The 11,901-nt window shown below is 59.4% G+C and carries 8 protein-coding genes, 1 tRNA gene and 3 pseudogenes; 6 read left to right on the forward strand and 6 right to left on the reverse strand.

Features of this window, described 5'->3' with window-relative positions; all coding sequences use genetic code 11:
* Window positions 1–101: 101 nt before the first annotated feature.
* From AC070A_RS25790 to tig, 4 genes are all read left to right on the forward strand, one after another.
* Window positions 102–1,211: a DUF2157 domain-containing protein gene (locus tag AC070A_RS25790; protein WP_057255845.1), complete on the forward strand. Its 1,110-nt coding sequence runs from the start codon at window positions 102–104 to the stop codon at window positions 1,209–1,211.
* Window positions 1,208–1,795, forward strand: coding sequence for a GDYXXLXY domain-containing protein (locus AC070A_RS25795; RefSeq protein WP_057255847.1), 588 nt, complete (start codon window positions 1,208–1,210; stop codon window positions 1,793–1,795). The genes AC070A_RS25790 and AC070A_RS25795 overlap by 4 nt, the downstream gene beginning before the upstream one ends.
* A gap of 183 nt (window positions 1,796–1,978) precedes the next feature.
* Window positions 1,979–2,063 (forward strand) — tRNA-Leu (locus AC070A_RS25800).
* Window positions 2,064–2,241: 178 nt separating this feature from the next.
* On the forward strand, window positions 2,242–3,720 hold the full coding sequence (gene tig, locus AC070A_RS25805) for a trigger factor (protein WP_057255849.1): 1,479 nt from the start codon (window positions 2,242–2,244) through the stop codon (window positions 3,718–3,720).
* Window positions 3,721–3,806: 86 nt separating this feature from the next.
* Here tig and AC070A_RS25810 read toward each other — a convergent pair whose 3' ends face one another.
* Both AC070A_RS25810 and sthA read right to left on the reverse strand, forming a co-directional pair.
* Window positions 3,807–4,631 carry an endonuclease/exonuclease/phosphatase family protein gene (locus AC070A_RS25810; RefSeq protein ID WP_057256075.1) on the reverse strand — a complete coding sequence of 275 codons (825 nt, stop codon included), beginning with the start codon at window positions 4,629–4,631 and terminating at the stop codon, window positions 3,807–3,809.
* A 187-nt stretch (window positions 4,632–4,818) separates the two neighbouring features.
* Entirely contained in the window at window positions 4,819–6,234 is a 1,416-nt protein-coding gene (gene sthA, locus AC070A_RS25815) for a Si-specific NAD(P)(+) transhydrogenase (protein ID WP_057255851.1), read from the reverse strand.
* Window positions 6,235–6,436: 202 nt separating this feature from the next.
* Between sthA and AC070A_RS25820 the strand changes: the two genes are divergently transcribed.
* Complete coding sequence (locus tag AC070A_RS25820) at window positions 6,437–7,480, forward strand: magnesium and cobalt transport protein CorA (RefSeq protein ID WP_082616300.1); 1,044 nt, start codon at window positions 6,437–6,439, stop codon at window positions 7,478–7,480.
* Between the two features lie 40 nt (window positions 7,481–7,520).
* Here the strand turns inward: AC070A_RS25820 and AC070A_RS25825 are convergent.
* Window positions 7,521–7,631, reverse strand: a pseudogene (locus tag AC070A_RS25825) (JAB domain-containing protein); the annotation flags it as partial.
* 623 nt (window positions 7,632–8,254) lie between these two features.
* Window positions 8,255–8,579: pseudogene (locus tag AC070A_RS25830) on the reverse strand (IS6 family transposase); the annotation flags it as partial.
* 263 nt (window positions 8,580–8,842) lie between these two features.
* On the opposite strand from AC070A_RS25830, the gene AC070A_RS25835 reads away from it, so the two are divergent.
* Window positions 8,843–10,426 (forward strand): ABC transporter ATP-binding protein, encoded by a 1,584-nt coding sequence (locus AC070A_RS25835; protein ID WP_494773597.1) that lies wholly within the window; start codon window positions 8,843–8,845, stop codon window positions 10,424–10,426.
* Between the two features lie 18 nt (window positions 10,427–10,444).
* Here the strand turns inward: AC070A_RS25835 and AC070A_RS25840 are convergent, their stop codons facing one another.
* Both AC070A_RS25840 and AC070A_RS25845 read right to left on the reverse strand, forming a co-directional pair.
* Window positions 10,445–11,134 (reverse strand): GntR family transcriptional regulator, encoded by a 690-nt coding sequence (locus tag AC070A_RS25840; protein ID WP_058329911.1) that lies wholly within the window; start codon window positions 11,132–11,134, stop codon window positions 10,445–10,447.
* A gap of 81 nt (window positions 11,135–11,215) precedes the next feature.
* Window positions 11,216–11,809 (reverse strand): annotated as a pseudogene (locus AC070A_RS25845) (LysR family substrate-binding domain-containing protein); the annotation flags it as partial.
* Between the last annotated feature and the right edge of the window lie 92 nt (window positions 11,810–11,901).

The raw sequence follows: 11,901 nt of genomic DNA on the forward strand, positions 1-11,901 counted from the left end.
CTCAGTCGCGACAGAGCGATTGTGTTTCCGCGCCGATACGTGGTTAGCTGGTGACGCAACGGGATCATTTCAAGCATTGGATTCTTAGGGCTGGGGGCAGGATGTATCGCGCGCGTCTCGAGCGAGACTTCAAACACTGGATCGACAAGGGGCTGCTGCAGGAAGATGCCGCGCGCGCCATGCTTGCCGAGTATGACGGACGCGAGTCGACGTTCCGGGCAGGGCGCGTCCTGCTTATGCTGGCGGCCCTTCTGTTATCCGCATCGATCCTGTTGCTTGTTGCCGCCAATTGGGAGGAACTGCCGCGCCTCGCGCGCGTCGCCGGCATCGTCGCCTTGATCTGGGGCTTCCACTTCGCCGCTGCCTGGCTGATCCAGAATGGCAGGACGACATTTGCCGCCGCGGCGCTGGTTCTGGGCGCGGCGGCCTTTGGCGGCGGCATCGCGCTCATCGGGCAGATGTATCATTTGTCGGGCGATGCGGCGGATGCAGCGCTGCTCTGGTTCGTTGGCGCCTGCCTTTCGGCGCTCGCGTTTCGCTCTGCAGCGATGGCAACGGCCGCTGGCGGGCTCGCTTGGTTCTATTTCGGTACCATGTTGACGGAAAATGGTTTCAGCACGGCTTCTGACTGGCACTTGTGGTCCGTGCCGGTTCTGGCCGTGATCGTCGTTCTTCTGGTCCGCTTCACGGAGGCGGGCAGGGCCCGGCATCTGGCCTATCTGCTCGTCCTTTCCTGGCTCGGCTGGCTTTATCTGGATAGTCCGTCACTTGCTTTCGCGGTCGGCCTCGCAGTCCTCGGCCTTGCGGCCTTTCTGGCGGCGACCCTGCCGGGTTCGCCCGTGCGCCAACTTGCGCTCGAGGCGGGTTCAGCGCCCGCTTTCTATTCCTTCGCGCTCGCCCTGCTTGGTTTCACCGGACTTCAATACGAGGCGGTTGGGGTGACGACGGAGGTCGCGACCGGAACAGGCACGCTGTTGGTTGCGCTCCTGGGCATTGCGCTTGCCGGTGCGCAGAACGGGGCGGTGCGTTATCTCGGTTACATCGCCTTTGCCGGCGAGCTTCTCTATCTCGCCTTCGAAACCTTGGGATCGATGCTTGGCACATCGGGCTTCTTCCTGATTTCGGGCCTGGTCGTCGCGTGCATCGCCTGGCTGGTCATTCGGATCGAGGGGCATATGGCGCGAACGCGCCAGGCGGAGGTTTCTCAATGAACAGTGGTGCATCGACCAGACGTTGGCTGAACCCGCTGCTCGCCGCCCTGCTTGTGGCCGGCGTCCAGACGGCGGCGCTCGGTTACATGATCGAAAGCAGGGCTTCGATCCTCAGAAGCGGGCGGGATGTCCTTCTGAAGACCGTGCCCGTCGATCCGCGCGACCTGCTCAGAGGCGACTACGTGATACTGAGCTATGATATTTCAAGGTTGCAGCCGGAACTGTTCAAAGGTGGACTTCCGACACAATCGGGCGAGGTGATGCTCTATGTTCGGCTGGCGAAGCAGCCAGACGGGTTCTGGACGGCGACAGAAGCGTCGTTCCAGCCGCTGCCGGTGACCGGCGACAGCGTCGTGCTCCGCTCGCTTCCATTCTCCTACTATCCGTCGCCGTCGCCGTTACCCTTGACCGTGGACTATGGCATCGAGCGCTTCTACGTGCCGGAGGGCGAAGGGCGCACATTGGAAGAGGCGCGCAATGCCGAGGCGCTCTCCGTCAACATCCGCGTTGATGGCAAGGGCAGAGCACAGATCCGCGAGATCGCGGTCAATGGCAGCCCGGTCTATGAAGAGCCCCTTTATTGAAGCTCCGCGAACGCGCTCCGATCCGTCGTGGAATTCCGCATTTTCCCTTTGATCCCGTGAAAACGAGTGATATAGAGACGCCGCGCTCGGGAAAGCCCTGAACTTTCAGCATGCCCATTGTATCCGCGGTATTCCGCTGGTTGGACTTGCGGAAATACGGTCAGGCGGTGCGATTGTCTGAACGCGGGTATGGTGAAATTGGTAGACACGCCAGATTTAGGTTCTGGTGCCGCAAGGCGTGGGAGTTCAAGTCTCTCTACCCGCACCAGACAGCGATCGCGCCTAAAGTCCGGATTCTGCGAGGATGAAGGGGGCTGGAGTGCCATTTTGCTTGCAAAACGGTTGCAGAACTGCGTAAAGCCACTCCCGGCAAATGGATCGGCTCACGTGCTCGCCAGACCTTTCGAAGGGGAAGAGCACAGTCAACGTGAAATGAAGGTTTGAACATGCAGGTTATCGAAACGCTCGCTCAAGGGCTGAAGCGCGAACTCAAGGTCGTTATCCCGGCCAAGGACATGGAAGCTCGGATGAACGAGCGCCTGGCCGAAGTGAAGGACCGTGTGAAGATCAACGGCTTCCGTCCGGGCAAGGTGCCGGTTGCGCATCTGAAGAAGGTCTATGGCAAGTCGATCATGGCCGACCTCGTCAATGAGATCGTCCGCGAGAAGCCGACCGAGATCCTGTCGGGCCGCGGCGAGAAGTCGGCGACCCAGCCGGAAGTCGCGATGACCGAGGACGAGGCCGAAGCCGACAAGATCCTCAATGCGGAAGCTGACCTCGAGTTCACCGTTGCCTACGAAATCATCCCGGCGATCGAACTCAAGGACGTGAGCGGCATCAAGGTGACCCGCGAAGTCGTCGAGATCGCTGACGAAGAAGTCAACGAGCAGATCCTGAAGATCGCCGAAAGCGCCCGCAGCTACGAATCGAAGAAGGGCAAGGCCGCCAACGGCGACCGCGTCACGATCGATTACCTCGGCAAGGTCGACGGCGTAGCCTTCGACGGCGGCAAGGACGAAGACGCCGAGCTGGTTCTCGGCTCCAACCGCTTCATCCCGGGCTTCGAAGAGCAGCTCGTTGGCCTGAAGGCCGGCGACGAAAAGACCATCACTGTCAACTTCCCGGCTGACTACCCGGCCGCAAACCTCGCCGGCAAGGAAGCGACCTTCGACATCACCGTCAAGGACGTCGCTGCCGCCCAGGACATCGAAATCAACGACGAACTGGCCACCAAGCTCGGCCTCGAATCGGCTGACAAGCTGAAGGAAATCGTCCGCGGCCAGATCGAAAGCCAGTACGGCAACCTGACCCGTCAGAAGGTCAAGCGTCAGATCCTCGACCAGCTCGACGAACTCTACCAGTTCGAAACGCCGGAGCGCCTCGTCGAAGCCGAATTCGAAAACATCTGGCGCCAGATCAACACCGACCTGCAGCAGGCCGGCAAGACCTTCGCTGACGAAGAAACCACCGAAGAAGAAGCCCGCGCCGAATACCGCAAGCTCGCCGAGCGTCGCGTTCGCCTCGGCCTGGTTCTTTCGGAAATCGGCGAAAAGGCCGGCGTCCAGGTCAGCGACGACGAACTGCAGCGTTCGCTGTTCGAACAGCTCCGCCAGTTCCCGGGCCAGGAAAAGCAGATCCTCGACTACTTCAAGAACACCCCCGGTGCTGCCGCTTCGCTGCGCGCTCCGCTGTTCGAAGAAAAGGTCGTCGACCACCTGCTCGGCGAAATCTCGGTAACCGACAAGACGGTTTCCAAGGAAGAGCTGACGGCTGACGACGAAGAGGGCGAAGGCAAGGCTGCCAAGAAGGCTCCGGCCAAGAAGAAGGCCGCTGCCAAGGCTGAAGCCGCCGAAGGCGAAGAAGCCGCCGCTCCGAAGAAGAAGGCTCCGGCCAAGAAGAAGGCCGCTGACGACAGCGCCGAGTAATCGGACCGAAGCCTTAGGAATCAAAAAAGCCCTGCCGCTTGCGGCAGGGTTTTTTTCGTTTGAGGGGCGTCGGTGACGTCGCCGTCTCAGCGGCGTGGCGAAATGGCCCGGCCGATGTCCAGGAGGAGGGCGCGATGGTCGGAGACTTCCGGCCGTTCGACGACATCGAACCGGGCGACATCAACCTCGCCACTCACGAGCATGTAATCGGCAAAGCGGCCGCCCTTCAGATAGTGCGACGTCCGAGTATCCGTGTGGCCACGGGAAACGACCAGGTCAGTCAGCCCTAGCTCTGCGAGCACCTGAAAGGTCACGCTGTCCGGGAGCACGTTGAAGTCACCGCACACGACAAGCCGCTCATCGCCCGGCCAGACCTGACGGATGAGGTTTACCAGCGCGTCTGCCTGCGCGTGCCGTGCCGGTGTGTCGTTCTTGCCGCCGATCTCCCGTAGGCCATGCATCTGGGCGATGGTGATTGCCGTGCCGGCATCATGGTCGAACAGGCGGATGCAATGGGCATTGCGGGCACGTGGATGTGGCCCCCAGCCCTCGGATGAAAAGCTGCCATGCACGAAGCCGAGCGCCTGACCGATGACGGAATGGGAGCGTCGGACGAAGGTCGCGAGCCCAAATTCCGAGGCCACCGGCCTGTCGCCGTCAAAGAGCGTGCCGCGCGCCGTCGGGCAGAAGCAGCCATCATGCCAAGGAAGTGCTGCCGCGATCTCATCGAAGAGGTTGGCGCGCTGCGGCAGTTCGACATCTGTATCGCGATAGGTGAGCCATTCGGCGTCGGTCGTCGGCGACCGCGCGATCTCCTGCAGACACAGGACATCGGCGTCGACTTCCGCCAGATATCTCATCAATGGGGAATGGAGCTTGCCGCCCCAGGCATTGAGGGAAAGGATGCGCATGGCGTTCATGTCTCTTCATCAGGAGCGGCAAGGCTACCCGATTCGCTGGCATGGTGGCGTGCACGCAATCTTGAACGGCGCTCTGGGCGATAGGTGACAAAGCGGTATTGCTCGTCACCTATCGAATTGGATCCCTTTGACTGCCGTTGTCGTCGTTTGATGCGTGCTCAGATATGTCGCTAGCGGCTTACGCTTTCGGCAGTTCCTGCTTGATCTCGCCCATGCGGTTCCAGGCGTCGAGGCCGGCAATCTTGTAGGCTTCGGCAAGCGTCGGGTAGTTGAAGGTGTTCTCGACGAAATACTCGACCGTGCCCTTGAGGTTCAACACAGCCTGACCGATGTGGACCAGCTCGGTCGCGCCTTCGCCGATGATGTGCACGCCGAGAAGACGGCGGGTCTTCATCGAGAAGATCATCTTCAGAAGACCGGATTCGAGACCCATGATGTGACCGCGCGAGGTCTCGCGAAAACGGGCAATGCCGCATTCGTAAGGGATGCCGCGTTCCTTCACCTCTTCTTCCGAAAGGCCGCAGGTGGAGATTTCCGGCACCGCGTAGATGCCGTAGGGGAAATACTTCTGCGGTTCCATGGCAATCGCGCCGACAGCAACGCGAGCCGCAATGCGGCCCTGTTCCATAGAGGTCGAGGCAAGGCTCGGGAATCCGACGACGTCGCCGGCGGCATAGATGTTCGGGACCGATGTCTGGAACGTCTCCGGATTGACCTTGAGCCGCCCGCGGCTGTCTGCCTCGAGCCCGGCGGCCGGCAGGTTGAGCGTATCGGTTGCCCCCATGCGTCCGGCGGCGAAAAGCACCATGTCGGTGACGATCTTGCGGCCATTGTCGAGCGTCAGCAGGACCTTACCATCGTCGAGCCGCTCGACCGTCTCGGCCTTCTGTCCGAGATGCAGCTTCATGTTGCGATCGCGCAGCTGGTAGATGAAATCCTCGACGATCTCCTTGTCGATGAAGTCGAGCATCGTTGTCTTCGGGTCGATGACCGTCACGTGCGTGTCGAGCGCGCTGAAGATCGTCGCATATTCGATGCCGACGACGCCGGCGCCGATGACGACGAGCGAACGCGGCAGTTCTGCGATATCGAGCAGTTCGTCACTGTCGAGCACGCTCTTGCCGTCGAAGGGCATGTAGTCCGGACGGAAAGGCTTGGTGCCGACGGCAAGCATGATGCTGGTGCCTGAAACAAGCAGGGTCTCGCCGTCGTCCTTGACGACCTCGAGCGTGGTCGGATCGACGAAGCTTGCCTTGCCGCGCATCTGCTGCACGCGGTTACGGGCAAACTGGTGTTCGAGGACCTCGACCTCGTGATTGAGGGTGATGATCAGCCGTTGCCGGAGATCGTCGGCGCTGATCTCCTGCTTGACGCGATAGGCCCGCCCGTAGAAGCCCCGCTCGCGCCAGCCGGAAAGATTGAGCGCCGTCTCCCGCAGCGTCTTGGAGGGGATGGTGCCCGTGTGCACCGAAACGCCGCCGACGCGTTTTCCCTGTTCGATGACGAGGACCTTCTTGCCGAGCTTGGCGGCCTGGATGGCGCCGCGGCGGCCGGCGGGCCCGCTTCCGACGACGATGAGATCGAACTGAGTCATGGGCATTTCCGTTTGAAGGGAAGAATCGTTGTGCATCGCAAAAACTCTCGCTTGCAAGCGTCTATGCCGTCAATGGCACGGTTTAATGAAGTGGTTTTCATAGCCGAAACAGCTGGATGAGAATATAAGGGAATGTGCGTATGCTTGGCTTCGTTACGACATGCCGGGCCCATCGGTGTCGTATTTGCCTGGGAGGGTGGCGATGGGATTGGAGCTGACGAACAGGGCGGTGCCGCAGCCTGACGACGAGGGCGTCATCCGGCAACCGGACCATCGGCCGGGTGTCGTTGCGGCGGCGGTCTATGAAAACGGCGTAAGGGTACGCGATATCGGCATCGAAGATGCCGGCAAATGGCGCTCGCGGCCGGGCGCGGTGGTCTGGATTGGGCTGCATGAGCCTGATGCGGAACTGCTGCGCCAGATACAGCAGGAGTTCGACCTGCACGACCTGGCGATTGAGGACGCCTGCAAGGCGCACCAGCGGCCAAAACTAGAGATCTATGGCGACTCGATCTTCGTCGTGGCGCGCACCGCCCACATGGTTGGTGACGAGATCGCCTTCGGCGAGACCCATCTCTTCGTCGGGCGAGGTTATGTCGTCTCGGTCAGGCACGGTGCGTCCACGTCCTACATGGCGGTGCGTCAGCGCTGCGAATCTTCCCCGGCAGCACTCGCCCATGGCGAAAACTATATCCTCTATTCGATCCTCGATTTCATCGTCGACAACTATATGCCGGTCATCGAGGCGATCCATGAGGAGGTCGAGGAACTGGAAGATCGGCTGTTGCGGGAGCGACTGGTCAAGGGTGACATCGAACGGCTCTACTTGATGCGCCGCAATCTTCTCAGGTTGCGCAATGCCGTGGTGCCACTCGTCGATGTCTGCCGTCGCCACGAGCACATCGATCTGCCAGGCATGGATGCGGCGCTGCAGCCGCTGTTCCGTGACGTGACGGACCACGTGCGCCGCGTCCAGGAGGATATCGATGCGTTGCGCGAGGTGCTTGCCTTTACCTTCGAGGCGAGCCTGATGGTCGGGCAATCCGAACAGACGGAAATTTCGCGCAAGCTGGCGTCCTGGGCCGCGATCCTTGCCGTGCCGACGGCGATAGCCGGTATCTACGGCATGAACTTCGACGATATGCCGGAGTTGAAGTTCCGCTACGGCTATTTCGTCGTGCTGGCGGTGATTATCGGTTTGTGCCTGACGCTCTTTCGCTTCTTCCGTCGCGCGAAGTGGCTGTAGTCCTGTAAACCGGGGCGGACGTCAAAACAGTCGCGGGCCTTTTCCGGCTGACATGCCCATCCTTGCCGATAATGATGTGATCGTGCACGGCGATCCCCAGCGGTTTCGCCGTTTCGACGATCAGCTTGGTCATGTCGATATCCGCGCGCGACGCAAACCGAATGACGACTTTGTCGATGGATCAGAGATGAAGATCGACTACATCGAGGCGTACTCATTGGACGCGGATTGGTACATTTAGCGGATAATGGGGATCGGCTGCATCCAGAGTTGCCGGTCCGCACCCACGCAACAGGCCCTTTTTGCCTGAGATCAGCGCTCGCCGTATATCCGTTCAGCCGCCGACCGCGCTTCGCCGATGTAACGAAATCGATCCCGCAGATCTGTGCCAAGCACTGTTACGTAGTAGAATCCACTGTTCGTGTTCCTATTCGTGTCGTTCTTATGCTTGATGATTGTCGCAACGACATCTCCGCCGACGAAAACGCGTGAAACGCGATTGTGTCCGTGGGCTATTCGATGGCCATGCTTGGATCTTTCTACTTGTAGGATTTCTCGGCCGCCACAATCGTTCGAACTGTCTGCGCCAATTCCTCAAGTGTCGCCGTGACCCGATTTATCTGAGACAGTCCATTTCAGGTCCGTATCTGGTGACGAGATACTCCCTGTTATCGGACAACGTCGCCAAGTGCGCAACAGTGCGCTTGCGCAGAACCAGGCCAGCATCCATCGCCCGTCGTCATCGCTCGCCCATATCGTGCGGGCCTAAGCTTTCGATCGTAAGCCCTGCCGCATTCGTTCCCGTTTTCGAAACGGCGGTGAGAATTCTCGGCGCGGTTGTTCAAGCCTTGTGCGAGCGATGCTCGACGTTAGGCATAACCTGACGCTTTGCGGCTGAATATGATTTCAGCTTGTCGGTGACGATGCGGGGCGAACAGCCCTGCTTCCTCAAAAGCCGCATCAGCAATCGCTTGGCGGCCTTGGTGTCGCGGCGGGTCTGGACGATCTCGTCGAGAACATATCCATCTTGATCGACAGCCCGCCACAGCCAGCATCTGCGACCATTGATGCGGACGACAACTTCGTCGAGATGCCAGACATATTATAATCGGGGTATTTCGCGCTTATCACGGCCGAGCGGTCGCCTCCTATTAAGGTCTAGCCGTAGTCGCGGCGTCCGGCCTCCTTCAGATGTTGCTGGCGACGTGACTGTGTCGACGCCACTAGATCCGAAGGAAATCACCAGAAATGCCAACTTCGGGAAAGCTGAGCGATTGGCGCATGGTGATGGCTCCGCTCTGCGGGATCATCTTGAGCTTCTGGAAGGCCTCGCGGGATACGATAGTGCTCGTTGCCGCCGACGTGGTCGCCTCGTCGCTGGCCTCGGTCTTCGCGCCCTACCTTTTCTCGCGGCTTGTCGATCGCCTGACCGATGATCGCTGGCTGGAGACGATTTCTGCGGGTCTTTTGATCTACGCCGTTGTCATCGGGCTCTCGATCGCGCTGCAAAGCATGGTGAAGTACCTCGCCGCGATGAGCGCCGAGGACCTAAATTTCATCGCCGCCACTGGCTTTTTCGAGCGCTTGGTCAAGAAGTCGCCTCGGTTCTTCGTCGAGCACAATCCAGCGGAGATTCAGTCTGCGCAGATGCAGGGAACACAAGCCCTCATCGTCGTAGTGCAACTTGCCTTGATGGTCCTCATACCCGGCTTTGCGCAGCTTGCTTTGACCCTGGCCGTCCTGGGTGCCGCCATTGATGCAAGGGTGGTCCTTGTCGTCCTTGGATATGGGGCGGTGTTTATCTCGCTGACCTATTTCTCGAACAAATGGACGCGGCCGCACCTCGAAAAAGCGACGACGGCCGGGCAAGCCAATGCGCAGTTGGTGGGTAACGCGATTTCCTCGATGGAGACGTTGCGCTACTTTGGAAGCTGCGGATGGATGAGTGACCGCTACAGACGCGGCGCTGAAGAGGTCCTTCACAACTGGCGGAGCTATTGTCTGAAACGGATCGCCTATGCTGGCGTCTACGGTCTCGCTCTTGCGATTCAGTTCGCGATCGCTTTCACCATCTTCCTGCCCCGCTACCGAGAAGGGACCGTCTCTGTCGGCGACATCGTGCTGTTCAATGCACTCCTTCTTCAACTCAACCAGCCTTTCGAGATGGTTGGTCTCGCGATCGAGAGCCTGGTGAGATCCTATGCGCAATTCAGGCCCTTCGCCCAGATGTGGGCGTCTCCGGAGGAGAGTGACCGGACTGCAGCGCGCGGTGAACTCGCCTCCGTCGGCGGACGGCTCGAATTCAAGAACGTCGGTTTTTCCTATGACGACGGGCGTGGAATAGCGGACGTCAGCTTTATCGCCCAGCGAGGAGCCATCACCTTCATTATCGGCGAGACCGGTTCGGGAAAATCGACGGTTCTCCGGCTGGCGTTGAAAACTGTCGAACCTTCCAAGGGGCAAATTCGTGTCGACGGCGTCGACCTCTTCGAGGTCAACCGACGGGATTGGTATGCATCGGTCGGCATCGTGCCGCAGGAAGTGATGCTGCTCAACGATACGCTAGCGGCCAACATCGCTCTGGGCCGACCGATCGATCAGCAGCGACTGCGCGTGGCCGCTGCGAAGGCGGCGATCCTCAATCGGATCGAAGAATTTCCCGATGGGTTCTCAACGATCGTCGGAGAGCGTGGCCTGAAACTGTCCGGTGGCGAACGTCAGCGAATTGCAATTGCCAGGGCGCTTTACGGCGAACCGAAGTTTCTGTTGCTGGACGAAGCGAGTTCCGCCCTCGATGAGGCGACGGAAGCAGCTATCATGGACCATATTCGGAGGGTCGCAGGCGAAGTCACCGTCTTGGCGATCACCCACCGCAAGAGCACAATCCGTCAGACAGACAACGTCATTGATCTCAGCGATCGGACGCGCGTAACTGAAGGCGTATAACGCCGCGGCGATTTGCGATCACATGTAAGGCGAAGGGCGCTGGTTGGCGCCGGCCTGTGCCGTGACGATTCCGGCGAGGCGTGCGTATCGTCTGAAAACCTCATCGACAAAGCGCGCTACCTCGTTCCGGTGGTTGGGTTGTCTGGTCAAATTGGGCACTGGGGCGGCGTAAAGGTCAAAATTGCTGTAGATATAGTATCGGTAGTGAATCGTTTTGCCCCAGATATAGCGCATGATCGTCCAATCGACCTCCGCCATGCACTTCGACGCTATCACAAGGAATTTCCTGTCGAAATCAGTGTATTGCCCCCTCTCGATCGCACGGAAGCCTGAAGGTGTGGCAATCCATTCAAAAACCTCCCAATGCCAAGACAGTAGCACGTTCTGCACGATGGCATCCTTCAGTTCGGCCCTGCCATCGTCGGAAGTGGGGCTGTGCTGCTTGGCAACGAGTTGGCGCGCAATATTGAAGGCCTCCTCGATGTAATGCGCCTTGAGAGGCGGAATAAAAAATCCCTTCGACGGGATACTGTCGAGCGCGTCTTGCTGGGCGAGGCGGATAAGGGCCTCGCGAACCGGCATGACGCTTGTTCCGATATCGTGCGCTAACGGTTTGGCAGCAACGCCGCCAACAATGAAGTGAGGGCGTGCAAAGATTTGTTCGCACACCTGCTCGTAGATTAAATGGTTGATGAGAAACCCCACCATTCCCCCTTTCTCTGTTCAAAGGGCTGTGCTGTCTCCTGATTTATTGAGGGAGGCGAATGCCACCCAAGGTCCCGATGGCCACTACGGGAGGCAAAACGTCAGCGCAAAGCGATTGCGCACGAAGGCAAGAAAATTCTTCAACGCTGGATTCGAGTTGTCTTCGTGCCAATACCCAGAATATGCGATCAAGCAGGGGCCGTGAGAGGCACGCACCTCCCGCAAGACAATGTTTGGATACTGCAATCCTGCCGCACCTTCGCAGGTGATGGTTACGCCGAAACCAGCGCCCAGCATGTTCATGATCGACTCACGGCTGACCGGCTGCATCTTGATTTTCGGACGGATCCCGAATGCCGATAGATGACCCAATAGCATGTCGTGAATCTCGGGTCCCGGATCATTGGCCGTGAGCCAGAAAGTCTCATCGCGCAGGTCGGACCACTGCACGGACGGATATGCAGCGAGCGGGTAATCCGCCGCCATCGCGACGAGCAAGCGTTCACTCCAGAAGGCGGCCCTTTTGATTTCAGAATAGCTTGCCTCGCCGGGCAATATGGCGATATCGACCGCGCGCTCCTTCAGACCGTTCACTAGATCCAAGCGCTGAGCTTCAACGGCATCGATCTCCACGTTGGGATTGCTTTCGCGCCAACTGAGCAGTGTCGTGTGGAGGTTGCCGGCGGAAACCGGTGAATTAGCCCCCGAAAGGTCCGGACATGCTTCCCCACTTAGCTAAGTGGGTAGGAGTAGTGTTGGTAATATGACTA

It is taken from the genome of Ensifer sp. GW101-20A05 (assembly GCF_059424735.1).

Excerpts from the sequence above, each read along its gene's own strand:
- AC070A_RS25790 (WP_057255845.1), top strand. The coding sequence starts at position 102 with ATGTATCGCGCGCGTCTCGAGCGAGACTTCAAACACTGGATCGACAAG.
- AC070A_RS25795 (WP_057255847.1), top strand. The coding sequence starts at position 1,208 with ATGAACAGTGGTGCATCGACCAGACGTTGGCTGAACCCGCTGCTCGCC.
- tig (WP_057255849.1), top strand. The coding sequence starts at position 2,242 with ATGCAGGTTATCGAAACGCTCGCTCAAGGGCTGAAGCGCGAACTCAAG.
- AC070A_RS25810 (WP_057256075.1), bottom strand. The coding sequence starts at position 4,631 with ATGCGCATCCTTTCCCTCAATGCCTGGGGCGGCAAGCTCCATTCCCCA.
- sthA (WP_057255851.1), bottom strand. The coding sequence starts at position 6,234 with ATGACTCAGTTCGATCTCATCGTCGTCGGAAGCGGGCCCGCCGGCCGC.
- AC070A_RS25820 (WP_082616300.1), top strand. The coding sequence starts at position 6,437 with ATGGGATTGGAGCTGACGAACAGGGCGGTGCCGCAGCCTGACGACGAG.
- AC070A_RS25840 (WP_058329911.1), bottom strand. The coding sequence starts at position 11,134 with ATGGTGGGGTTTCTCATCAACCATTTAATCTACGAGCAGGTGTGCGAA.